The sequence below is a fragment of the Mycobacterium innocens genome (assembly GCF_900566055.1).
Classification (GTDB): Bacteria; Actinomycetota; Actinomycetes; order Mycobacteriales; family Mycobacteriaceae; genus Mycobacterium; species Mycobacterium innocens.
This window is the reverse complement of the sequence record NZ_UPHQ01000048.1, coordinates 1-23,782: the sequence shown is the minus strand read 5'-3', so window position 1 is coordinate 23,782 and position 23,782 is coordinate 1. Positions and strand designations below refer to the sequence as shown.

The following is a 23,782-nucleotide window of genomic DNA, read 5'->3' as shown; positions in this document are numbered from 1 at the left end:
GCCGGGCAATCAGGCTTAGCGCGGCGACGATGCAGACCGCGTAGCGGTCTGAGGAGGAGCCGGGCAATCAGGCTTAGCGCGGCGACGATGCAGACCGCGTAGCGGTCTGAGGAGGAGCCGGGCAATCAGGCCCGGCCGGGCAATCCTTACTCGCTACGACGGATGATGGTTGTCCGGCGTATCTCCAGTCGCACCCGCTCGTGCAGGCTCGCGGGTGCCTTCTCGCCTTTGCACTTGGTTGCTATCAGCAGCTTGATCCGTTCCTCCAGCCCGTAATGCTTCAGGCAGCCGGGGCAGTCCTCGAGGTGTTGGCGTAGCTTCTGGCGTGTCTCGGCTGTGCACTCACCGTCGAGCAGGGTCCATACCTCGGCAATCACCTCGGCACAGCCGACGTAACCATGGGAGTCCTCGCGGTCCGGGCTCGAGTCGCTTGAGCTGACTACATCGCTCATGACGACACCTCCTCGTGGGATTGGTCACCGCGGACAAAGCCCCGCTCTTTGGCGACGTCAGCCAACAGGGCCCGCAGCTGACGTCGACCGCGGTGCAGCCGCGACATCACCGTCCCGATCGGGGTATCCATGATCTCGGCGATCTCCTTGTAGGGAAAACCCTCGACGTCGGCGTAGTAGACCGCCATCCGGAATTCCTCCGGCAAGGCCTGCAGCGCCTCTTTGATTTCGGAGTCCGGCAACGCCTCGAGCGCCTCGACTTCAGCCGAACGCAGCCCGCTCGAGGAGTGCTCGGCGTTGGCGGCCAGTTGCCAGTCGGTGATCGCCTCGGTCGGATACTCCGCGGGTTGACGCTGTTTCTTGCGGTAGCTGTTGATGTAGGTGTTGGTCAGGATCCGGTACAGCCAAGCCTTGAGGTTGGTGCCTTCCCGAAAAGAACGGAATCCCGCGTAGGCCTTCACCATGGTCTCTTGCAGCAAGTCCTCGGCATCGGCCGGATTGCGTGTCATGCGCAGCGCGCCACCATATAGCTGGTCGAGCAGTGGAATCGCGTCGCGCTCGAAGCGCGCGGTCAGTTGCTCGTCCGTCTCCGCATGCGGCTGGGGACCGGGAACCTCCGACCGGGTCTCGCCATCGATGTCGGCCATCTTGATTAACACGGTCCCTTCGGTTGCGGTGTCACCGGACAGCGTCAAAGGCCATGCCGGATTCGCAAGGAAGCGATCCAACTGCTCCTCACATAGCAGGCTCGTCGCAGTTGACACCAGGCTCCCTTCCCCCAATGTAGAGGTCGCGACCGACGGCATTTGCCTCGGTCCGTTGATTCTTGTTATCGCCGGACGGCCGCAAGGACCGCATCAATCAACGGCGTGAGCAGGCACACTATTTCCGAGCCGCACCTCCGACGGTTCGCCGGCGGCCGGACGGGACGCCCGCCGACACCTCCGGCGGGGCCCCGGAGGCTCATCGAGCTACCGAGGCGCGCCGCGGACGTCCCGCAATTCGGATGGGTCGCCGGTCACGTTAATGTGACGCCATGTCCCTTAACGGCAAGACCATGTTCATCTCTGGCGCCAGTCGTGGCATCGGCCTGGCGATCGCCAAACGCGCCGCACAAGACGGTGCCAACATCGCCTTGATCGCCAAGACCGCCGAACCCCACCCGAAGCTGCCGGGCACGGTGTACACCGCCGCCAAAGAGCTGGAGGAAGCCGGCGGTCAGGCCCTGCCGATCGTGGGGGATGTCCGTGACCCAGATTCGGTCGAGTCTGCGGTCGCCCAGACCGTCGAGCAGTTCGGCGGCATCGACATCTGCGTCAACAATGCCTCGGCGATCAACCTCGGGTCCATCACCGAAGTCCCGATGAAGCGCTTCGACCTGATGAACGGCATCCAGGTGCGCGGCACGTACGCCGTGTCGCAAGCGTGTATCCCACACATGAAGGGTCGGGAGAACCCGCACATTCTGACGCTGTCGCCACCGGTGTTGCTGGACAAGAAGTGGCTGAAGCCGACGGCCTACATGATGGCCAAATTCGGCATGACACTGTGCGCGCTGGGGATCGCCGAGGAGATGCGCGACGAGGGGATCGCGTCGAACACGTTGTGGCCACGCACGCTGGTCGCCACAGCTGCGGTGCAGAACCTGCTGGGCGGCGACGAGGCGATGGCGCGGGCCCGTAAGCCCGAGGTGTATGCCGATGCGGCCTACGTCATCCTCAACAAGCCTTCCCGCGAATACACGGGCAACTCGGTGCTGTGCGAGGACGTTCTGGTGGAATCCGGCGTCACCGATTTGTCGGTATACAACTGCATACCGGGGGCCAAGCTCGGCGTCGACCTGTGGGTGGAAGAGGTCAACCCGCCCGGATACGTCCAGCCTTGATCCCGCCTGGCCGGATCGGCAACACCGGGTGTCGCTGCGTGCGCCTGGACTTGGCCGCGCGACCGTCTCAGCCCAGGAACCGTTCGATGACGGGAGCGAGCTCGACCGCGTTGTGCACGAGGTCGATGTGACCCCCGGAATGCAGGTGCAGCCGCGAATGAGGCAACAAGGTGTTCATGATGTGAGCGTTGGCAACCGGAATGATCGGATCATCGGTACCCGCCACGATCAACGTCTCCTGGCGCACCGTCGGTAGCGCGAACAGACTCGTCCACACCGAACCGGCGAGCAGCTGGTGAAGGTAGCCGATCTTCGATCCGGCACGCAATTGCCGCACGAACAGTTGCGCCACGTCGTCGCCGTGGGCACGGACGGTACCACCGTAGAGTTCAGCGGCGATGGATGCCGCATAGTTGGGATCCGAAAAGCGGCGCGGGGTAAGCATTTTCGTCAGAACCCGGGGGTGGCCGGGAACCATGACCACCCCGGTGCCCGTGGCGACCAATACCAGGCGACGGCATCGGCGCGGATTCTGGAAGGCGAACTGCTGCGCCAATGCGCCTCCCCAGGACAGTCCGAGTACATCCACCACCCCGAGATCGAGCTTGCGCAGGAGCCTGCCCAACACCCAGGCGAGATAGGGAAACCCATAAGGCAGAGCGGATATGGGTGATCCGCCGGTCCCGGGAACATCGAATCTGACGACCGTGGAGTCCAGTTCCTCCACCAGCGGATCGAGCACTTCCAGGCTCGCCCCGATGCCGTTGCACAGCACCAACGGCACGCCGGTTCCTTGGCGTACGTTGACTCGGATCCGCTGACCGCCCGCGGAGACGTAGCTCTCGTCGCCGTGTGCGCTCGGGAGGTGGGTGTCAGCCATGGCTCACTTCTCCTTCACATAGGTACCCGGTGCCGGGCCGAGCGGTGGCAGACCCTGTCCGCCAAGCGCCGTCGGCGCGTCGACCTCCGGACCGCTGCGCTCGGCGAGCCAGCTCACATAGTCGGGCCACCACGAGCCCGCGAACTGCTGAGCAGCGTCAAGCCAGTGTTGGGGATCCTCGCCGTCGACCGGACCCGTTCGGAACGACGCCTTCGGGTTGCCGGGCGGGTTGACCAGAGCGGCGATGTGACCGCTGGTCGACAAGACATAACGATTGTCCTTGCTGCCCAGCAGCCGGGCGCTGCGATAGGTCGCCTGCCACGGGGAGATGTGGTCGGCGACGCCGCCGATCACATATGCGTCGGAGGTGATGTTGGCCAGGTCGACCGGGCTGCCGAGCATGGTGACTTCGCCGGGGGTCACCAGCGCGTTCCGTAGCCCCATGAGCACCATGTCGCGGTGCAGTGCCGCGGCCATCCTGGTGGTGTCGGCGTTCCAGAACAACACGTCGAAAGCCGCCGGCTTGCGACCCTGCACGTAGTTGTTCACCCAATACCGCCACACCAGGTCGGTGGGTCGTAGCCAGGCGAACATCTCGGCCATGTCGCGCCCGTCCAGGTAGCCCTTCCTGGCCGAAACCCGAATGGCGGTCTGCGCGGCGCGATCGCTCATGGCCGCGACCGCAAGACCGGCACGGGTCTCGTCGAGCACGGTGACCGCCAACGTAAGCCCAGCCACCCGATCGCCCTCACCGATATGGGCGAGGTGGGCCGCCGTCATCGCCGCGATGATGCCGCCCGAGCAGCTTGCCAGCAGGTGAACGCTGTCGGTCCCGGCGATATTCTGGACCGCGTCCATCGCCTCCACGATCGCCCCACCGTAGGCGTCGAAACCCCAATCCCGATGGCGCGCCTGGGGATTACGCCACGAAATCGCGAAGACCTGTTGGCCCTGCTGCAGGAAGTACTCGACCATGCTGCGTCCCGGTGCGATGTCCATGATGTAGAACTTGTTGATCACCGGCGGCACCATGAGTAACGGAATCGTCCGTACCTTGGCCGTCTGCGGGGTGTACTGGATCAGTTCGAACATCGAGGTTTGCAGCACCACCGCCCCTTTGGTAATGGCGACGGTCTCGCCTACCACGAAGGCGTCGGGCTCGACCATCGACGGCACCCGTGGCTTCGAAAGCATATCCCGGACAAAGGCTTTCACACCCCGCAGGGCACTCAGGCCACCGGTGTCGATCAGGGCCTTCCAGCCGAGCGGACTGATCAGCGGGTTGTTGCTGGGCGCCAAGCCCTCCACCAGGTTGTCGACGACAAACTGCATCTTCTCTTGGTCGCGCCAATCCAGCTCAGCGTCGGCGAGCAACCCTTCGGCCGTCTCAGCACCGGCCAGATAGGCCTGCATGACCCGATGCAGCAGCGGATTCTGTTGCCAGGCAGCGTCACTGAAGCGCTTGTCGGCCCGCGCCGGGGCACGGTGCGACTTCCCCGCCGCGATAGCGCCAAGCTCACGGGTGAGCGTGGCGGCGCGCCCGGCCACGGCGCCGGGGCGCTGGGCGAGGTTGCCACCGAGCCGGGCCCAGGTGGTGTCGGGCATCATCCGGCTGGCAAACGGCCGGGTGGCGCTGGTGAGCAGCAGGTCCAGCGGTGCGGCCAACTCGTCGGGCGTGCTGGTTGGTTTCGGAGATTCGGCCATGGTTATCGTGTGCTTTCACTTGTTGGAACGGTGATTTCGCGTTTGAGGACCTTTCCAGTGGGCCCCTTGGGAAGCGCATCGATGAGCCAGACCCGGCGCGGGTACTTGTAAGCGGCGATTCGGTCCTTGACGTAGTCACGCAGCTCGTCGGGACTGACCACCGCACCTTTCTTCAGCGCGACTGCGGCACCGACCTCCTCACCCAGGGAGTCGTGCGGGATGCCGATGACGGCGGCTTCGGCCACCGCCGGATGCTCGTAGAGCACTTCCTCGATCTCGCGGGGATAGACGTTGTAGCCGCCGCGGATGATGAGGTCTTTGGTGCGGTCGACGATGTAGAAGTAGCCGTCGTCGTCGACGCGTCCGACGTCCCCGGTGGCCAGCCACCCGTCAGGCGTGATCGCGGCCTTGGTCGCCTCGGGCAGGTGCCAGTAGCCCTTCATCACGTTGTGGCCGCGGATCTGGATCTCACCGGTTCCGCCGGCCGGGACCTCGGCTCCACTGGGGTCGACGACCCGCATCTGGACCCCTTCGATCGGCGTGCCGATCGACCCGGCCTTGCGCGGCCGGTGCGGATGATTGAACGCGGCCACCGGAGAACTCTCGGAGAGTCCGTAACCCTCGAGAACGGCTGAGCCGAAGACCCTTTCGAACTCCGCGAGGACCTGGACGGGCAGCGCCGCGCCACCGGACACACAGACCCGCAGTGTCTGCGTCGCCTCCGGTTTGACCTCGTCGGCCACGCTGAGCAATGCCGAGTACATCGTCGGCACCCCCTGGAAGACGGTGACCGCGTCCCGCTCGATCACCTCGAGCGCCTTGCGCGGGTCGAACCGGGGAATGAGCGTCAACGTGGCACCCGCGACTACGGCCGCGTTGAGGCCGCAGGTGAGACCGAAGACGTGGAACAGTGGCAGGCATCCCATCACCACGTCGTCCGGCCCGGTTTCGATCAGGGTGCGAACGCTGACCTCGGCGTTGCGGCCCAGGTTTGCGTGAGTGAGCGTGGCGCCCTTGGGTTTTCCGGTCGTTCCGGAGGTGTGCAAGATGATCGCGACGTCGTCGTCGTCACGGTGCACGGGGCTGTCTTGGGCGGGTAGGTCTGCGATCAGCGCGGCCAGTCCGGGGTCATCCACGAGCCAGCATTGTGCGCCTGCCTCGGCGGCGCCCGTGCTGGCCTCGTCAGCGAAGGCAGGTGTCGCGAACAGGGCTTTGGCGCCGCTGTTGGACAGGTAAAACGACACTTCGCGGGCCTTCAGCAACGGGTTCATCGGGACCGCGACGGCACCGCGGTACATGATCCCGTAGAACACGATGGCGAATGCCGGGGTATTGGGCAACATCACGCCCACCCGATCACCTGGCTCGACACCGGCCCGCTCCAGCAGCGTCGCCACCCGGGCCGCGGCGGCGTCGAGCTCACCGAAGGTGAACTGCAGATCGTCGCAACGCAACACAATGCGTTGGGAGTGGCGGTCTTTCGATGCGACGAGGTTGGCGCTCAGGGTGGCCATCAGGTGCCTCCGAAGGTGCTTGGGTAGTTGTTTCCATGGTCATTGCGGGGGCTTCGCGTCACAATGTCCGCGAACACAACAGTCGGGGCAGTTCGCTGTGACGGCGCACATCGGCAACCGGTTGGGGCATAAAGTTCACAGGATGAGCGCGGCGACACATCCAGCCGGCGTCCGGCATGGCGCCACACCCGATCCGCACATCATCGAACTCGGGAAGCTGATGCTCAGGCGCGCCCCGCAACTGGGCGAGGCGATGGCGGATCTGCTGTGCCGGGAGATCGACGCATATCGCGACGGCACCGTGGTCACCAAGGACGAAGTACTCCAAAGCTGCGTGGCCAACCTCACGTTCATCTTCGACTCACTCGCCGGCGACGCCGATGCGGACGTCTCGCCCGCGGAGCACACCGGCACCATCCGCGCTCTGGCCGGGGTGCCGCTGCCGGCGGTGATGACCGCCTATCGAATCGGTTTCCGATTCATCTGGGAGCAGACCCTGGCCGCCGGGCGAGCCGCGGGCATGCCCACGGAGTCGATCCTGGATGCCACCGCGCGGGTGTTCCTGGCGCAGGACACCTTCACGCAAGCGATGGCCAGCGCTTACCGCCAACAGCTGACCACCCAGATCCTCGAGCTGGAGGAAGAGCGCTCGGCGCTGGTCGAAGCGCTGCTGTCGCGGCGGATCACCGACAGTCATAGTCTCTGGGAGACGGCCGACCTGCTGAGGTTGCCCACTTCGGGGCCGTACGTGGTCGTGGCGGCGGAGCTGCCGGCGATCGGCAAGTCGGGATTGCCCACCATCGAAAGCAAGCTCTCGGCCCGCGACATCCGGTCGGCGTGGCGGCTGTTGCCGGAATTACAGGTCGGCATTGTCCATCTGCGGGGCCGGGATTCGGTCGAGGCCCTCGGCGTACTTGTCGAGGTGCTGCGGCAGTCCGCCACCGCGCGCGTAGGGATCAGCCAGCCGTATCACGAACTCGCCGAAACCAGCGACGCGTTGCGCTGCGCCCGGCTGGCGGTCACCGGAAAGCCGTCGGGCGACTCGCTCGTTGCCGTCTTCGACGACGCCCCGCTCGCGGTCGCGGCGGTCAGCGCCCCGGAAGTCATGGCGAAGGTCAGGTCGTCGGTGCTCGGCCGGCTGGATGCACTGCCGGCCGAGGAGCGCTCGGTGCTGCTCGACACTTTTCAGGCTTGGCTGCACGCGGGCGGCTCTGCCAGCCAGGCCGCCGCGACCATCTACTGCCATCCCAATACCGTGCGGCACCGGCTGCGCCGTTTCGAGGAGCTGACCGACCGGTTACTTTCGCGCCCAACGGATCTCGCCGAGTTGTGTCTGGCCCTCGAAATCCAGCGGCGACTGCCCTGACAGCGCACCCGCCGCAACGGCTTTGTCGCCGGAAGACAAAGCCGGGTCGCAACTTCGTCGATTGACGACATTCATCCGCCCGGGCGCAGTCAGTATGTTTTTCGGATCAGCGCGCGCTGACCAAGCACTGATCTCGAATTCGGTCACCGGGGCCCGGATCACGCAGTGAAGCAACCTTTTTCACCTCTGCACTACAGCGGAAGAAATGTGAGTCACAACATGCAGTACTTGACCATCGCCGGAATGCTCGTTCTCATCCTGTTCCCCGTGCTCGTCCCGGCGGTCATCACCTTTGTGCACGCCCTCACCGCCCCGGCCGCGGGCTGAGCCGGCGACCGGCCGGGCTATTTCGGCTGCAGCACCGCGGCGCCATACCAGTGACAGGCAAGCAATGCCAGTTCCACGTCGAGCCGGTCGCCGCCGATGTCCCGGCCCCGCCGGGCGACGGCGCGGCCGACTCGATACTTCACCGTGTTGAAGTGCATGTTGAGTTCCGCGGCGGCCGTCTTGTAGCTGGCGCCGCAACCCAGGAACACGCGCAGCGTCTCGCGCAGGTGCTCGTCGTTTTCGTCGTCTGCTGGGCGAGCAGACATAGAATCGCCCAAATCCCCATGGAATAGTGCGATTTTGCGTCTGCTCGCGCATAGCTGCGGGTGCCGCAAGTCGTCGTCAGGTAGCGAGCCTGTCTTCGGTAGACAACATTGACCTCAGGTTTGAGCTGCGCCAGACTCCCCGCGGTGCTGCGACCGATTCGGTAGCATCGTCAGTCCGCGGCATCGGCGTATTTGAAATTGGCTATGAAGGGCCAACGGCCTGCCGCGGAACTGCGCGACGCGGGGTTCATATTCGGCACTACAGCAGCTTCATCTGCTCCGACTGCCGCTCGGCGGGCTCTAGCAGTTCCGGCCCGTTGTTGCGCACGCTGTTGACCAAGGTCGACACCTGACGCAGCTCGATGTCGTGCACGTCCGGCGGACGGGCCAGTAACGCCGGATCCAGCGGCGCGTCCGGATTCAGCCAGGCATCCCAGTCGCCTTCGGCCAGCATCAGCGGCATCCGGTCATGGATCTCGGCCATCTGCCCCACGGCGTCGGTGGTGATAATCGTGCAGCTCAGCAGGGGCGCAGCAGCGTTGTCCGGCTTCCAAACCGACCACAATCCGGCCATGAACACCGGGTCGCCGTCGCGGCGGTGCACAAAGAACGGGGTCTTGGCGGTCTTGCGCCCCGGCGCGGCATCGGGATTGGCGCGCCATTCGTACCATCCGTCCATGGGCACCAGGCAGCGTTTGCGCTGCGCCAAATTCCGGAACGCGGGGGACGTGGCGACCTTGTCGGCGCGGGCGTTGATCGGCAACGGACCCTTCGTGTCGGGCGCGCCGTCCGGCGCGGCCTTGGCCCACGGCGGGATCAAGCCCCAGCGCATGAGCCGCACCCGGCGCGATGGCTGGTCGTCCGGCTCGCTGTGGCGCGACACCACCGTCATGATCGTGTTGGTCGGCGCCACGTTGTAGTTGGGCGCCGCGGCCGTGGACCCGGCGCCGGCGGCTTCGTCGATCGCCTTGATTTTCTTGGCCAGCCGGGCGGGATCGGTGGTGACCGCGAATCGTCCGCACATGAGTCCCATGGTGCCTGGTACCCACGACAACCGCCGACACGGCAGGATGTAGTCGTGAGCAGCACCGAGCCCCTGAAGGCGTGGCGGGCCCCGTCCGCGCCGGCACCGGTGCACGCGACGGTGACCATTCCGGGCTCGAAATCGCAGACCAACCGTACTCTGGTGCTGGCTGCGCTGGCGGCCGCGCAAGACCACGGCCCCTCGACGATCAGCGGCGCGCTGCGCAGCCGGGATACCGATCTGATGATCGCCGCGCTGCGAACTCTGGGCCTGCGCGTCGACGGGACGGGCTCCGAACTGACGGTCAAAGGCCGGCTGGACCCCGGTCCCGACGCCCAAGTGGATTGCGGCCTGGCCGGCACGGTGTTGCGTTTCGTGCCGCCGCTGGCGGCGCTGAGCGCAGCCTTGGTCACGTTCGACGGCGATGAGCAGGCCCGGGCCCGGCCCATCGCACCGCTGCTGGATGCGCTGCGCGGTCTGGGCGTTCAGGTCGATGGTGCGGGTCTGCCTTTCCGCGTCCAGGGAATCGGATCGGTCACCGGCGGCACGGTGGCCATCGACGCATCGGCGTCGTCACAGTTCGTGTCGGGCCTGCTGCTGTCCGCGGCATCGTTCACCGAGGGACTGACCGTGCAGCACACCGGTGCGGCGCTGCCGTCGGCACCGCACATCGCGATGACGGTGGCGATGCTGCGCCAGGCCGGCGTCGACGTCGACGACTCGGTTCCGAATCGCTGGCGGGTCGCGCCCGGCGCGGTCAAGGCACGCCAGTGGGATGTAGAACCTGATCTCACCAACGCGGTCGCGTTCCTGGCGGCGGCCGTGGTCAGCGGCGGCACGGTGCGTATCACCGGCTGGCCGGCCGACAGCGTCCAGCCCGCCGACCACATCCTGCGTATCCTGCGACAATTGAATAGCGTTGTCTCGCATACGGATTCAATGTTAGAGGTGCGAGGGCCCGCCGCCTACCACGGGTTCGACGTCGACCTGCGCGACGTCGGTGAGCTCACGCCGTCGGTAGCCGCACTGGCGGCGCTTGCCACCCCGGGATCGGTGTCGCGGCTGACCGGCATCGCCCACCTGCGCGGCCACGAGACCGACCGACTCGCCGCGCTGAGCACCGAGATCAACCGCCTGGGCGGTGACTGCCGGGAGACGTCGGACGGCCTGGTGATCACCGCGGCACCGTTGCGACCCGGTCTCTGGCGCGCCTATGCGGATCATCGGATGGCGATGGCCGGCGCGATCGTCGGGCTGCGGGTCGCCGGCGTCGAGGTGGACGACATCGGCGCCACCACCAAGACGCTGCCGGAGTTTCCGCGGCTATGGGCCGAGATGCTCGGGGAGCCCGGCGGTTGAGGCGCGGCGACTACGACGAATCCGACGTCAAGGTCCGTTCCGGCCGTGGTTCGCGGCCGCGGACCAAAACACGTCCCGAACATGCCGACGCCGAGACCGCCATGGTGGTCAGCGTCGACCGCGGCCGGTGGGGTTGCGTGCCGGGCGGGGACCCGGATCGTCGCATCACCGCCATGCGGGCACGCGAGCTGGGCCGCACTCCCATCGTCGTCGGAGACGACGTCGACGTGGTGGGCGACCTGTCCGGCCGGCCGGACACGCTGGCCCGCATCGTCCGCCGCGGTCCGCGACGAACGGTGTTGCGCCGCACCGCCGATGACACCGACCCCACCGAACGAGTGGTGGTCGCCAACGCCGATCAACTGCTGATCGTGGTCGCGCTGGCCGATCCCCCGCCGCGCACCGGCCTGGTGGACCGGGCACTGATCGCCGCCTACGCGGGCGGGCTGGCGCCCATCCTGTGCCTGACCAAGACCGACCTGGCCCCACCCGAACCGTTCGCCGAGCAGTTCGCCGACCTGGACCTCACGATGGTCGTCGCGGGCCGTGACGATCCCTTGCTCGCGGTGGCCAACTTGCTCGACGGCAAGATCACCGTGCTGCTCGGGCATTCCGGAGTCGGCAAGTCGACGCTGGTCAATCGCCTTGTGCCGGAAGCTGATCGGGCGGTGGGGGAGGTGACCGAGGTCGGCCGGGGCCGGCACACCTCGACACAGTCGGTGGCGTTGCCGCTGGATTGCGGGGGCTGGGTGATCGACACCCCGGGGATCCGCTCGTTCGGGTTGGCACACATCCAGCCTGACGACGTGCTGTTGGCGTTCGCCGATCTGGCCGGGGCGATTCACGACTGCCCGCGCGGCTGTGGGCATATGGGGCCGCCGGCCGATCCCGGATGCGCACTTGACAGCTTGTCCGGGCCTGCCGCGCGGCGGGTTGCCGCCGCCCGCCGACTGCTCGCAGTACTCAGGGAGACGTGACCAGCCGAATACCAAGCTTGTCGGGCGGTACCAGATGCCCTTTGCTGCATCGTATTTCGATCTGCGCAGCGGCGCCGCAGCCCAAGTGGGTCAGCTGGAGCCGGTCGCCGCCCGACAGATGCCGCTTGCCCCATTGGAACATCGCAAAGACCACCGGCATGAAATCGAAACCGGGGTCGGTGAGCACATACTCGTCGCGGCTGCGCTGCCCGGGTTCGCGATAAGGTCGCCGGGCAAGGAGTCCGAGGTTGACCAATTCCGCCAGCCGGGCCGAGGCCGCCGCCTTGGTGATGCCGACGCGGCGGACGAAGTCGTCAAACCGGGTGGTGCCGTAGTAGGCCTCGCGCATGATCAGCATCGCGGACCTGGTGCCCACGACCGACATCGTCTTCTCGATCGGACACGCACCGACCGCCGACCAACCGTCGCGGTCGGCCAGCGGGCCTTCCAGCATTGTCACGAAGATCACCCTCCGAACCAGGTTGTGTTGAGTATACCCAGCCTGGTATAGCTGAGTATACCTACAGATACTCAGCTACCCATGAGGAGGAACCATGAGCCAGGGCCTCGACCGTCATCGACGGAGCCGTCCGCACCCCGGTCGGCAAGGGCAAGGGCACTGGCGCGCTACATGGCGTGGCCCCCGCCGACCTGCTGGCGCACACCCTGCGCGAACTGGTAGCCCGCACCGGAGTTGACCCGGCCCGGATCGACGACGTGATCGCGGGTGCCGTCACCCAGGTCGGTGACCAGGCCGTCAACATCGCACGCAACGCGTCGTTGGGCGCCGGCTTCCCGGAGTCGGTTCCCGGCGTCACGATCGACCGCCAGTGCGGCAGCAGTCAGCAGGCCATCGGCTTCGCCGCCCAGGGCGTGCAGTCCGGCGCGTACGACCTGGCCGTTGCCGGGAGCGTGGAGTCGATGAGCCGCGTTCCGATGGGCGGCTCGGTACTGCACGGCAGCAACCCGCTGGGTGACGCCATGACCCGCCGCTACCCGCAAGGCCTGGTGCCGCAAGGCATCAGCGCCGAGCTGATCGCGGCACGGTGGGGCTTTTCTCGTACTGAGCTCGACGAGTTCTCGGGCGACCAGCCACGAGAAGGCGGCTCGGGCCACCAAGGAAGGGCTCTTCGACAACGAGCTGATCCCGATCGTCGGGCTCGCGTCCGACGAGAGCCTCAGGCCAAGAACCTCGGACTGCGCCCGCTGGCCCGCATCCACACCGCGACGGTAGTCGGCTCCGACCCGCTCTACATGCCGACCGGGGCCATTCCCGCCACCGACAAGGTGCTGCGCCGCGCCGGTTTGACCTTGGCCGACATCGACCTGTTCGACGTGAACGAGGCATTCGCGCCGGTCGTGCTGGCCTGGGCACACGACACCGGCGCCGATCTGACCAAGGCGAATGTCAACGGCGGGGCCTCGCGATCGGCCACCCACTGGGGGCCAGTGGCGCGCGCATCATGACCACGCTGGTCAACGCGCTGCACCAGCGCGGCGGGCGCTACGGGCTGCAGACGATGTGCGAGGGCGGAGGCATGGCCAACGCCACCATCATCGAGCGGTGGTAACACGCGCCGAGCGTGTTCTCGCTGCGAGAAAAAGGCCAAAATTTCGCAGTGATTTCACGCTGGCAACGGAGCTTAGGCCGCCAGATCCTCTGTGGCCGGGCCGATCTCGATAAGCCTGCCGCGCCGCCAACGACGCACCGCCGCAATCGCGCTCTTGAGACCACGACGGCGCCCGCTCGCCGGATCAATGCCTGCGAAACCTGGTTCCAGCTCAGCGAACATCCGCTCGCTGCGGGTCTCCGGCGCGTCGTCGGCATTGTGGCGCAGATACTTGTTGGGCAGCGACAGCTTGGCCAGCGTGCGCCACGTCTTGGCGTACTGCACCAGGAACGGGCCTGTGGTGTAAGGCAAGTCGTACTTGTCGCATACCTCGCGCACCCGCACCGAGATCTCGGCGAGGCGGTTGCTCGGCAGGTCGGGGTAGAGGTGGTGCTCGATCTGGTGGCACAGATTGCCGCTCATGAACCGCAATGCGGGCCCGGCATCGAAGTTGGCACTGCCCAGCATCTGGCGCAGGTACCACTGGCCCTTGGTCTCGCCGATCATGTCCGTCTTGGTGAACTTCTCAGCGCCGTCGGGAAAATGACCGCAGAAGATCACGGCGTTGGACCACACGTTGCGGATCACGTTGGCCACCGCGTTGGCGGTCAAGGTGGACCTGTAAGTCGCGCCGGGTGACAACGAAGTCAACGCCGGGAACGCGACGTAGTCCTTGAACAGCTGGCGGCCGGCCTTGCCGGTGAACTCCCACAGCCGGATCTTGGCGGCGTCACGGTCCGCGCGGCCCTTGAAGATCTTGCCGATCTCCAAGTGCTGCAACGCAACTCCCCACTCGAACGCGATCGCCAGAATGGTGTTCCACACCAGGTTGAAGATGTTGTACTTCTTCCACCGCTGATCCCGGGTGACGCGCAGCATGCCGTAGCCGACGTCGTCGTCCATGCCCAGGATGTTGGTGTACTTGTGGTGCACGAAGTTGTGGGTGTAACGCCAGTGCTTGGACGACCCGGTCATGTCCCACTCCCAGGTCGAGGAGTGAATCTCCGGGTCGTTCATCCAGTCCCACTGGCCATGCATCACGTTGTGGCCGATCTCCATGTTCTCGATGATCTTGGCCACGCCCAGGGTCGCCGCGCCTGCCCACCATGCGCTGCGCCGCGAGCCGGCAGCCAGCATCAGCCGGCCACTCACCTCCAGCGCACGCTGGGCGGCAATGGTGCGGCGGATGTAGCGGGCATCGCGCTCGCCACGAGAGTCTTCGATGTCCTGGCGGATGGCATCGAGCTCAACCGCAAGGTTTTCGATGTCGGCGTCCGTGAGATGCGCGAATGCGTCGACGTCGGTTATCGCCATTTTCTTCTCCCTACGTCGTACGTCTCTGGATCGAATCCGTACCTACGCCATCGTAGGCTACGTATCCGTAAGTTACCAGCGGGTAGCTTTAGATGTCGACCACACAGTCACCCGAGGCGACCGACACACAGGTCTGGATCCGGGTGCCGGGGTCACGCTCCTGACCGGTCCGCAGGTCACGCACGTGGCCCGCGACCAGGTCGACCACACACGATTGACAGATGCCCATGCGGCATCCAAAAGGCATCTGCACACCGGCACCTTCGCCCGCATCCATCACCGATGTCGCGGCATCAGCCGCCGCAGACTTGCCGCTGCGGGCGAACGTGACCGTGCCACCCGCGCCGGCGGGTGCCGCCTTGGACACCGCGAACCGCTCCAGGTGCAGTCGGTCGCTGATGGCGGCTGCGGCCCAGACCTTTTCGGCCTGGTTGAGCATGGCGGCAGGCCCGCACGCCCAGGTTTGCCGGTCGCGCCAGTCCGGCACCTGCTCATCGAGCCGGGCGAGATCCAGACGGCCCTCGGTGCGGGTCTTGCGCACCTTCAGCCGGTAGCCGGGATGATCGTCGCTCAGGGCGGCCAGCTCGGCACCGAACATCACGTCAGCTTCGGTGGGTGCCGAATGTAGATGTGCGACATCGGTGATCTGGTTGCGGCGCACCAATGTTCGCAGCATCGACATCACCGGGGTGATCCCGGACCCGGCGGTGAGCAACAGCATCGAGGGCGGCGCCGGGTCGGGCAGCACGAAGTTTCCCTGGGGGGCGGCCAGTCGCACCACGGTCCCCGGTTCGACACCGGCCACCAGGTGGGTGGACAGGAAGCCTTCGGGCATCGCCTTCACGGTGATGGTGACGGTGCGCGCGGATCCGGACGTCCCGACGGGGCTCGACGTCAGCGAATACGAGCGCCAGCGCCAGCGCCCGTCGACCAAGAGGCCGATGCCGATGTACTGGCCCGGTTGATAGTCGAAACTGAAGCCCCAGCCCGGTTTGATGACCAACGTCGCCGAGTCCTCGGTCTCGCGGCGGACCTCGAGGATACGGCCCCGCAATTCCCGCGCCGACCACAGCGGATTGGCCAGCTGCAAATAGTCGTCGGGCAACAGCGGCGTCGTGATCCGCTCCGCAATCTTGCGCAGCGCGTGCCAGCCCGGATGCCGGTCTGCCCCGGCGACAGTGGGCCGTCTGGTGTCGGCAACCTTGGCGTTGACCACCGCGTATTTCTTACTCATGCGAAGCTCCTGATTGCGGCGCGGCCGTTGGCTTCCGCCTGGGTAGCGGGCAAGCTCAGGCCCGCCTCATAAGGCTACGGTACCGTAACTTACGGTTGCGTAGCTAGGCCCGAATGTGCAAGTTGCGTCACAGGACGGTCTAGCGGGGTTGCAGACGTTATAAGCGGCTGTGGCCGGTGTTTCCCGGTAACCGGGAGCCGGTCAGGCTTCCAGGCGCTTTCGGATGTCGGACAGCCGTTGTGCCAGCTCTGCTTCATCGATGACCCCACGGGCGACCAGTGAATGGGCCAGTGACACCAGCTGGTTCTCCGGGTAGGGCAGGCTGGAATACCGGCTGGCCGAGAGGATGTCTTCCTCATCTCGTCGCTGCTTGAAATCGGGGATGTCCGCGCTGCAGGCGGCGCGGTCGAGGGCGTCGCACAGGCCGTCCAGGCTGGTCTTCCACGGGGGCACGGGATTGGTCACGCCGTACTTTTCGGCCATCCGCGACCAGACCTGGTTGCGTTCCACGATCTGCTGCAACGGCGCGATGGTGCGCTGCTCGATCGGATCCTGTGGCCTCATCTTCTGCCCGTCACCCGGCTGGATGTATCGCGGACCTGGTGGAAGTGATGACGTTGCTCGTGACACCTGGCTTGGGCAGTGCCACACCGATCAAACAGTCGCGGGTGACGATCTCGGCCAGCTGATCCTCGTCCCAGCCCTCGGTTCCCTCCGGGCGCATGGGCATGACCATGAAGCGGTGCTTCTGGTTGGAGTCCTCTACTCGGATAGCGACGTCGTCGGGCAGATAGAGCCCGAATTCCGCAAGCACCTGACGTGGCCAGCGGACCATCCGCCGGCGATAGTTCGGGGTGCGGTACCACTCCGGAGAGTTGCCGAGAATCGGCCGCGGATAACAGGAGCACAATGCGCAGACGATCACATGGTGCAGCGTCGGTGTGTCCTCGAGAATCTGGAACGCGGTAAAGTCGCTGGGCGTACCGAACCCGGTGGGTTCCAGCCAGTCGACGCCCACCTCCTTGCTGGCGGCCATCGCATCGGTGAGCGCGAGTTGCTTGAACTCGGGATCGAGCCACGCGCGCGCCACCAGGTGGGAAGCCGGCGTCGGGTTGATCTGTTCGGCGAACTCGGTGAAGTGCCGGTGCTCTTCGGCGGTGAAAATGCCCTTCTCGATGCACAATTCGCGCAGTGCGATCTCGAGTACCTCGAAGTCGGTGACTTCGTCCACCGTGGGGGCAAGCGCTCGCTCGTGGTCGTGATCGTGGTCGTGGTCGGTCATGTCGAAAACTCCTACCCGCTGGCTGCCTCGAGCCACCGCTCGGGAAGCTCCGTTTGCAGGGTGTCGGTTGTGGTCCCGGTGTAGCCGTCCCATAGCTCGCACAGGTTGAACCGAACGATGTAGAACCACTCCGGCTGCGCGTCGGGACGGTCCCACGTCTCGTCCTCGGGGGCCGGGCTTTCGTATGCGACCGATGCGATTTCGCCCGTGGCGCCCCGTACGTATTCCGGGGTGCGGGTATACAACAACGCGGGCAGTTCGCGCACCACCACCCGGTCGCCGACGCGGAACCTGGGCCGCCCGGCCCGACCGCCATACACCTGCGGATCGCCCTTGCCGACCGCGTGGGTGTGGTGCGCATTGCGGATCACGCCGGCGCCGTCACCTTCTGATTTCGGTTGCGCCTCAAGCTTTTTCCCGTCGAGGCCGCCGGCATAGCGAGCCTTGACCGCTGCCATTCGTTCACTGAGCTCGCCCAGGCTGATGTGATGCTTTTCCACCAGCACCCGCGCGACCGCCCAGAGCCAGCGACCGTAGTAGGGGAAGCCGAGATAGACCGCGCGTCCCACGTCGACGTTGCCGATCCGCCGGCGCTCCTCCGACAGCCAAATGCCGCGCCACGCAAGCACTTCGCAGAGCACATACGTCATGTGCTCCCAGTACTCGTACTGCTTGTTCTCGTACTTCATGGGCGCGTCCGGCTCACCGCCGACGTCATGGTTGGTCTTCATGTACGCCCAGAAGCGATCGTGGTCGAGCAGGTCGGGAGTGGGGGCGTCCGGAAGCTCGGGATAGGCCGACTTCAGCCGGGCAACCAGGTCGAGCTGACGGGCACGGTCAGCGGCGGTACTCATGACCACTCCTGTGGCATCGGGAGCGTTGCGAACGGTGCAGTGATGCTACTACCCGACAGCGCAGCCAGTCTTGGACCGACGTCGCAGGACACCTGGCAATACGCTGTCAAAGCAAGTCGAGCAGGAACGGCAACTCCTGGTTGGCATACCACGCCAGATCGTGGTCCTGGGCGTCACCGACAACGAGCTCGGCGTCCTCGTCGCCGAGATCGGCGGCGTCGATCACGGCTATCGCCGCAGTGACGGCCGGTTCGGCGGCGGCGTTGTCGACATACGCGGCGACGACCCGATCCATCGCAACCGGCGCCGTCAGTCTGACGACGGCGTCGTCGAGATCGGGGCGCAACGTGACGTCATCCACTTCGGCGGCAATAACCACGCGTCGCGGCGGCAGACCCTCGCCTCCGTCGTCGGCCAGTAGACGCAGGGACGCCAGCGCGGTCTCCTGCAGAGCCACTTCCGCAAGTTCGTCGTCGTCGCCCTCGGCATATGACTCCCGCAATTTCGGCGTCACCGCGAAGGCCGTGCCGTTGACCGGCCACAGCGAACCATCGGCGACAAGTTGCCGCAGCATGGCCAGGGTGGCCGGGACGTAGACCTGCATCACGGGCTCAGTCGCCGGGCCCGCGTGATCGCCGCGCTAACCATCGATCAACGTCGCCGCATAGTCTTCGACGTAGCTGGACAATTCACGCGGCGGGCGCTGGTAGTTGCCGCTCACCAACGGATGTTTGGGCAACTTGACCTTCGGTTTCTCCACGTCGCGGTAGTCGATGGTGGACAACAGGTGGGCCATCATGTTCAGCCGCGCATGCTTTTTGATATCGGATTCCACCACATACCACGGGCTGGTCGGGATGTCGGTGTGCACCATCATCTGGTCCTTGGCGCGGGAGTAATCCTCCCACCGGTACAGCGATTCCAGGTCCATCGGGCTGAGCTTCCATTGCCGGACGGGGTCGCTGCGCCGGGCCTTGAAGCGCCGCAACTGCTCCTCATCGGACACCGAAAACCAATACTTGCGCAGCAAGATCCCGTCGTCGATCAACATGTGCTCGAAGATCGGCGTCTGCCGCAAGAACAGCGCATGCTCTTGCGGCGTACAGAATCCCATGACTTTTTCGACGCCGGCGCGGTTGTACCACGACCGGTCGAAGAGCACGATTTCGCCCTTGGCGGGCAAGTGTGCGATATAGCGCTGGTAATACCACTGCCCGCGTTCCCGGTCGGTCGGCGAGGGCAACGCCGCGATGCGGGCCACGCGCGGGTTGAGATATTCGGTGATCCTCTTGATGGTCCCACCTTTGCCGGCTCCGTCGCGGCCCTCGAAGACGACCACCAGGCGCGCCCCGGAATGCCGCACCCACTCCTGTAGCTTCACGAATTCTGTTTGCAGCCGGAATAATTCGGCATGGTAGACGTTGGCCGGGAGCTTGCGCTTGGCCGGCGGTTTTGACTTCTTCTTCGGCTTCGCCGTCTTGGCCGGTGCGCCGTTGGTTATCGCGGTGCTCACAACATCGGATGGTATCTCCACAAGCCATTTCCACTCCGACAATTAGCGAGACGCTTCCAGCAACTCCTCGAGCGACTGGCCGAGCAGGCCGGGCAACAGGTCGACATCGCTCATCGCGTCGCGGTCGGCATTGATCCCGAAATACAACATGCCGTTGTAGGACGTCACGCTGATGGCCAGCGCCTGGTTGTGCAACAGCGGCGGCACCGCGTAAGCCTCCAGTAACTTGGTGCCCGCGACGTACATCTGCGATTGCGCCCCAGGGGCATTGGTGATCAGCAGGTTGAACAACCTCGCCGAATAACTGGTCGCGACCCGGACACCCATCGCGTGCAGGGTGGGCGGCGCAAAGCCGGACAGCGTGACGATGGTCCGGGCGTCCACCAGGCTGGCGGCCGTCGGGTTCGATTCGGTGGCGTGCGCGACCTGGGACAGCCGCACCACGGGGTTGCCCTCCCCCACCGGCAGATCTATCAAGAAGGGCGTCACCTGGCTCATGGCCTGGCCGGGACCCGTCGAATCGAGTTGGTCATCGACGTACGCCGCCAGCGGAGCCATCGCGCGCACCGTCGCCGTCGGTGCCACCGTCTCACCGCGTGACATCAGCCAGTTGCCCAGCGCGCCGGCGATCACGGCCAGCACCACGTCGTGGATGTCACAGTCATAGCGGGCGCGTACCGCCCGATAGTCCTCGAGCCGTCCGCGCGCCACCGTGAATCGTCGATTGCGCGAAACGGTGGCATTGAGCGGACTATTGGGTGCGGTGCCGCGCGCCACGGTGCGCGCCACATCGAGAACCCGGCGGCCCGCGTCGACGAGTTGGCCGTAGTTGGTGACCGCGCCGGCGACCGCGGATCCGACGGCCTGCAGCTGCGCTCCCGGCCCGATAAGCCAGTCACCGATGGCGCCCAGCACCAACCGGGTGTGGCCGGGGTCGCGTTCCGGTATCCAGATGTCTTCGGGGAACGGCGGTGGACGCCGCGTCCGATCGGCGATGACGTGGCCGATGGCCAGTGACGTCACCCCGTTGATCAGGGCCTGGTGCGACTTGGTGTAGAGGGCAACGCGATTCTTTTCCAGCCCCTCGACGAGATACATCTCCCACAGCGGCCGCGACTTGTCCAGCGGCCGGGCAGCCAGCCGCGCGATGAGTTCGTGCAGTTGCTCGTCGCTGCCCGGCGACGGCAACGCCGAGCGCCTGACGTGATAGGTGATGTCGAACTCGGGATCGTCCATCCACACGGGGCGGGCCATGCCGATCTTCACCTCGCGTACCTTCTGCCGGTAACGCGGTATCTGCGGCAGCCGCTGTTCGATGGTGGCCAACAGCGTCTCGTAACTCAATCCGGCCCGCGGCCGGCGCAGGATCATCAGCGACCCGACGTACATGGGGGTGGCGGTGTTCTCCAGCCGATAGAAAGACGCGTCCGTCGTGGACAACCGGGTCACCATTTACGGCCCTGTCCTCCTTGTCAATTCGTCCCCAATCTGGCGGTTGGACCGATGTGGCTCACGGTAACCACTCGACGCGGCCACATTACGGGGCGGGTACACGCCGGCGTGGTGTGTGCAATGATGACCGGCAGTGTGTTTGCCACTCTCCAGCAGGCGCGCGGTCCGCATCTTCTCGTTGCCATCGTTTGACCTGTTTTGATCTGGAGAGTGCCCGTTGAGCATCAGTCCTATTGTCGACCCGCCTCATCGTCCGACTTTCGCCGTTGTCCCGGTAGTCGAGTACGAACCGCCCACGGGAACCATCCCCCGGTGCCGACAATCAACGCACCCACCCTTACGCCAGCGCAGTCTACGGGGGCCTCGCCGGCCCCGCGGCGAGCAGCCGACGAACGAGGGCATGTCGGTGCCCATGCGCCAGGCGGCCGTGTTCACCGATGCGGCATTGCGCCGGGTGCTCGAAGTCATCGACCGCCGTCGTCCCGCCACGCAGCTGCGTTCGCTGCTGGCGCCCAACCTGGTCGACGCGGTGCTGTCGGTCAGCGAAGCGGTGGCCGGTCAGCACGGGACCGCGGTGTTGCGCCGGGTTCGACTGCAACCGGTCGGGTCCTCGGACACCGCGGCGGAGGCATTCGGCAGCTACAGCCGCGGAGACCGGATCCACGCGATCGCCTGTCGTGTGGAACGGGTGACCGCCGGCGGCGGCCCGCGCTGGCTGGTCGTCGCCTTGCACATCGGCTGACGGACTTCGTCTCAGGCGGCGGCCCGCAGCGGCCCGCCGGTGTACCGCGCCACGACCGGGCCCACGATCGCCATGATGAAGACGTACGAGGTTGCCAACGCCGCCACCGTGGGGATCGACGCGCCGACCAATCCGATGATGATCAGCGAGAACTCGCCTCGAGCGATCAGCGCGGTGCCCGCTCGCAACTGGCCGCGCCGTGCCACTCCGTCACGGCGGGCGGCGTACATACCGGTCAGCACCTTGGTCGCGGCGGTCACCGCGGCCAGGACGACGGCCACCGGAAGCATCGGGAGCAGCTCCTTGGGGCCTACCGATAACCCGATCGCCAGGAAGAAGATCGCGGCGAACAGATCGCGCAGCGGACCCAGGACCCTGCGCGCCCGGTCGGCCGTTTCCCCGGTCAGGGTCAGGCCCACCAGGAACGCGCCGACCGCAGCGGATGCGTGCAACGATTCGGCCAGCGCCGCAACCAGCAAGGTGATGCCCAAGACCCGCAGCAGCAGTTGCTCGGAGTCGGGGTGCGCCACCAGGCGGCCGACGTGATGGCCCCAGTAGTAGGACGCGGCGAACGCCGCAAGAAGGGCGCCGATCGCGGCCAGCGTCCCGCCTAGCGCGTCCAGCCAGCTGCCGCGCAATGCCAGCACTGTGAACATCGGCAGGTAGGCGGCCATCGCGAAGTCTTCGAGCACCAGCACCGACAGCACCGCCGGGGTTTCGCGGTTGCCCAGGCGGCGCAGGTCCTCGAGCAGTCGCGCGATGACACCCGACGACGAGATGTATGTGACGCCGGCCAGCGCCAGTACGGCAACGCCGTCCAACCCCAGCAGCCAGCCGGTCACCGCGCCGGGCGTGGCGTTGAGGACGATGTCGACGCCGGCCGACGGCAAATGATGACGCAGGCTGCTGGCGAATTCGGTCGCGGAGAACTCCAGGCCCAAGGTCAGCAACAGCAACACGATGCCGATGGGTGCGCCGGTGCTGACGAAGTCAGCGGCGGCGGCCACCGGCAGGATGCCGCCCTTACCCAGCGCTAGGCCCGCCAACAGATAAACCGGGATCGGCGACAATGCGAACCTACGGGCAAGTGCGCCGAGCAGGGCAAGCATGACCAAGAGGGCGCCGAGCTCGAATAGCAGCGCCTCCGAAACATCCACCGGCTCAGCCTTTGTCGACGATCCGGCGGACTCCGATGATGCCCTCTTCGGTGCCGATCACAATCAGGACGTCGCGCGCCCGCAGCGTTTCCGCGGGGCCGGGCGAAGCGACCACGTCGTCGCCGCGGACGATCGCGACGATCGAAACGCCGGTGCGGGTGCGGGCGCGGGTGTCGCCCAGCGGCCGGCCGACGAACGGACTCTCGGGCTCGATCGAGATCTGACCCGCCTCGAGCCCGGGCACCTCGCGGGTCAGCTCGGTGAACCGCTCGGCAATTCTCGGTGCACCGAGAATCGCGGCCACGGTGTCGGCCTCTTCGCCGTTGAGGCGGAAGACCGGCCGGCATGCGTCAGGGTCCTCCGCGGTGTACAGGACGATGTCGAAATCGCCGGTGCGCCGGGCGATGATGCCGATCCGCTCACCCTTGTGGCTGGTGAACTCGTACCGCAGACCGACGCCCGGCAGCAGCACTTCCTTGACATCCATGCCGCCAATACTCGACGAAATGGCATCGAGAGAGAAGTGCCACCGGCCAAATCTCATAGCTGATGGCGTCCTTGAGCCTCGGCCTTCGAGGTAGTCCCGCGTCAGAACGGTGGGGGTTCGTCGTCGGGTGGGGCGGGTCCGGGATTTCCGGCGGACTCGGCGCGCTGGCTTAGGCGGGCGGTGCGGTTGTGGCGGCGTTCGGTGGCGATGCGTTGGGCGCGGGTGCGTATGAGTTTGATGGAGTGCGAGGGTGGTGGGAGCGGATTAATTTAGGGTGGGTCGGTGATTGTCTGCGGGGTGTGAGTCGGAGGTCCTGGGTGATGGTGTTTGCGGTGGAGCCGGCGGTGGTGGGGGCTTCGGCGATGACGCAGGCGGGGTTGGCG

22 protein-coding genes and 2 pseudogenes are annotated in these 23,782 nt (G+C 66.0%); 6 read left to right on the top strand and 18 right to left on the bottom strand.

From position 1 onward, the window contains the following. Window positions 1-146: 146 nt before the first annotated feature. Both rsrA and EET03_RS05800 read right to left on the bottom strand, forming a co-directional pair. Entirely contained in the window at window positions 147-452 is a 306-nt protein-coding gene (gene rsrA, locus EET03_RS05805; protein WP_075543531.1) for a mycothiol system anti-sigma-R factor, read from the bottom strand. Then, the gene (locus EET03_RS05800; protein ID WP_167470590.1) at window positions 449-1,099 is read right to left on the bottom strand and encodes a sigma-70 family RNA polymerase sigma factor; all 651 of its coding nucleotides are present in this window, start codon (window positions 1,097-1,099) and stop codon (window positions 449-451) included. Before EET03_RS05800 ends, rsrA begins: the two co-directional genes overlap by 4 nt. A 389-nt stretch (window positions 1,100-1,488) precedes the next feature. On the opposite strand from EET03_RS05800, the gene EET03_RS05795 reads away from it, so the two are divergent. After that, window positions 1,489-2,337 (top strand): SDR family oxidoreductase, encoded by an 849-nt coding sequence (locus EET03_RS05795; RefSeq protein WP_075543532.1) that lies wholly within the window; start codon window positions 1,489-1,491, stop codon window positions 2,335-2,337. A gap of 67 nt (window positions 2,338-2,404) precedes the next feature. Here EET03_RS05795 and EET03_RS05790 read toward each other — a convergent pair whose 3' ends face one another. Genes EET03_RS05790 through EET03_RS05780 form a run of 3 tightly spaced genes read right to left on the bottom strand, consistent with a single transcriptional unit; the run spans window position 2,405 to window position 6,435 of the window. Further along, entirely contained in the window at window positions 2,405-3,217 is an 813-nt protein-coding gene (locus EET03_RS05790; RefSeq protein ID WP_063468909.1) for an alpha/beta fold hydrolase, read from the bottom strand. Between the two features lie 3 nt (window positions 3,218-3,220). Continuing rightward, entirely contained in the window at window positions 3,221-4,921 is a 1,701-nt protein-coding gene (locus tag EET03_RS05785) for a PHA/PHB synthase family protein (RefSeq protein WP_075543533.1), read from the bottom strand. A 2-nt stretch (window positions 4,922-4,923) separates the two neighbouring features. After that, window positions 4,924-6,435 (bottom strand): long-chain-fatty-acid--CoA ligase, encoded by a 1,512-nt coding sequence (locus EET03_RS05780; RefSeq protein WP_075543534.1) that lies wholly within the window; start codon window positions 6,433-6,435, stop codon window positions 4,924-4,926. A gap of 142 nt (window positions 6,436-6,577) precedes the next feature. On the opposite strand from EET03_RS05780, the gene EET03_RS05775 reads away from it, so the two are divergent. Then, on the top strand, window positions 6,578-7,801 hold the full coding sequence (locus EET03_RS05775) for a PucR family transcriptional regulator (protein ID WP_082274733.1): 1,224 nt from the start codon (window positions 6,578-6,580) through the stop codon (window positions 7,799-7,801). Window positions 7,802-8,145: 344 nt separating this feature from the next. Here the strand turns inward: EET03_RS05775 and EET03_RS05770 are convergent. Next, window positions 8,146-8,427, bottom strand: a pseudogene (locus tag EET03_RS05770) (helix-turn-helix domain-containing protein); the annotation flags it as partial. Between the two features lie 226 nt (window positions 8,428-8,653). Continuing rightward, window positions 8,654-9,418, bottom strand: coding sequence for an SOS response-associated peptidase (locus tag EET03_RS05765; protein ID WP_075543536.1), 765 nt, complete (start codon window positions 9,416-9,418; stop codon window positions 8,654-8,656). 72 nt (window positions 9,419-9,490) lie between these two features. On the opposite strand from EET03_RS05765, the gene aroA reads away from it, so the two are divergent. Next, complete coding sequence (gene aroA, locus EET03_RS05760; RefSeq protein WP_099194332.1) at window positions 9,491-10,777, top strand: 3-phosphoshikimate 1-carboxyvinyltransferase; 1,287 nt, start codon at window positions 9,491-9,493, stop codon at window positions 10,775-10,777. Continuing rightward, window positions 10,774-11,754, top strand: coding sequence for a ribosome small subunit-dependent GTPase A (gene rsgA, locus EET03_RS05755; RefSeq protein WP_075543547.1), 981 nt, complete (start codon window positions 10,774-10,776; stop codon window positions 11,752-11,754). Before aroA ends, rsgA begins: the two co-directional genes overlap by 4 nt. On the opposite strand, the gene EET03_RS05750 is transcribed toward rsgA, so the two are convergent. Further along, window positions 11,741-12,214, bottom strand: coding sequence for a winged helix-turn-helix transcriptional regulator (locus EET03_RS05750; RefSeq protein WP_075543548.1), 474 nt, complete (start codon window positions 12,212-12,214; stop codon window positions 11,741-11,743). The genes rsgA and EET03_RS05750 overlap by 14 nt on opposite strands. A 116-nt stretch (window positions 12,215-12,330) precedes the next feature. On the opposite strand from EET03_RS05750, the pseudogene EET03_RS05745 reads away from it, so the two are divergent. Next, a pseudogene (locus EET03_RS05745) lies at window positions 12,331-13,325 on the top strand (thiolase family protein). 72 nt (window positions 13,326-13,397) lie between these two features. On the opposite strand, the gene EET03_RS05740 reads toward EET03_RS05745, so the two are convergent. The 8 genes from EET03_RS05740 to EET03_RS05705 all read right to left on the bottom strand — a co-directional run bounded on the left by EET03_RS05740 (window position 13,398) and on the right by EET03_RS05705 (window position 21,013). After that, complete coding sequence (locus tag EET03_RS05740; protein WP_075543538.1) at window positions 13,398-14,678, bottom strand: fatty acid desaturase family protein; 1,281 nt, start codon at window positions 14,676-14,678, stop codon at window positions 13,398-13,400. A gap of 88 nt (window positions 14,679-14,766) precedes the next feature. Then, window positions 14,767-15,912, bottom strand: coding sequence for a ferredoxin reductase (locus EET03_RS05735; RefSeq protein ID WP_075543539.1), 1,146 nt, complete (start codon window positions 15,910-15,912; stop codon window positions 14,767-14,769). A gap of 201 nt (window positions 15,913-16,113) precedes the next feature. After that, a complete protein-coding gene (locus EET03_RS05730; RefSeq protein WP_063468917.1) occupies window positions 16,114-16,476 on the bottom strand; it encodes a hypothetical protein in 363 nt (120 codons plus the stop codon). Window positions 16,477-16,486: 10 nt separating this feature from the next. Beyond that, a complete protein-coding gene (gene scnC / locus EET03_RS05725; RefSeq protein ID WP_075543540.1) occupies window positions 16,487-17,194 on the bottom strand; it encodes a thiocyanate hydrolase subunit gamma in 708 nt (235 codons plus the stop codon). 11 nt (window positions 17,195-17,205) lie between these two features. Further along, entirely contained in the window at window positions 17,206-18,048 is an 843-nt protein-coding gene (locus EET03_RS05720; protein ID WP_075543541.1) for an SH3-like domain-containing protein, read from the bottom strand. Between the two features lie 106 nt (window positions 18,049-18,154). Next, on the bottom strand, window positions 18,155-18,655 hold the full coding sequence (locus EET03_RS05715; protein WP_099194009.1) for a DUF6912 family protein: 501 nt from the start codon (window positions 18,653-18,655) through the stop codon (window positions 18,155-18,157). A gap of 33 nt (window positions 18,656-18,688) precedes the next feature. Further along, entirely contained in the window at window positions 18,689-19,561 is an 873-nt protein-coding gene (gene ppk2 / locus EET03_RS05710; protein WP_075543542.1) for a polyphosphate kinase 2, read from the bottom strand. A gap of 42 nt (window positions 19,562-19,603) precedes the next feature. Further along, window positions 19,604-21,013 carry a WS/DGAT/MGAT family O-acyltransferase gene (locus EET03_RS05705; protein WP_063468921.1) on the bottom strand — a complete coding sequence of 470 codons (1,410 nt, stop codon included), beginning with the start codon at window positions 21,011-21,013 and terminating at the stop codon, window positions 19,604-19,606. Window positions 21,014-21,230: 217 nt separating this feature from the next. Between EET03_RS05705 and EET03_RS05700 the strand changes: the two genes are divergently transcribed. Beyond that, window positions 21,231-21,755 carry an Rv3235 family protein gene (locus EET03_RS05700; RefSeq protein WP_075543543.1) on the top strand — a complete coding sequence of 175 codons (525 nt, stop codon included), beginning with the start codon at window positions 21,231-21,233 and terminating at the stop codon, window positions 21,753-21,755. A gap of 11 nt (window positions 21,756-21,766) precedes the next feature. Here the strand turns inward: EET03_RS05700 and EET03_RS05695 are convergent, their stop codons facing one another. Further along, window positions 21,767-22,912, bottom strand: coding sequence for a cation:proton antiporter (locus tag EET03_RS05695; protein ID WP_063468923.1), 1,146 nt, complete (start codon window positions 22,910-22,912; stop codon window positions 21,767-21,769). Window positions 22,913-22,916: 4 nt separating this feature from the next. Beyond that, window positions 22,917-23,399, bottom strand: a complete 483-nt coding sequence (locus tag EET03_RS05690; RefSeq protein ID WP_075543544.1) for a cation:proton antiporter regulatory subunit — start codon at window positions 23,397-23,399, stop codon at window positions 22,917-22,919. Window positions 23,400-23,782: the final 383 nt, after the last annotated feature.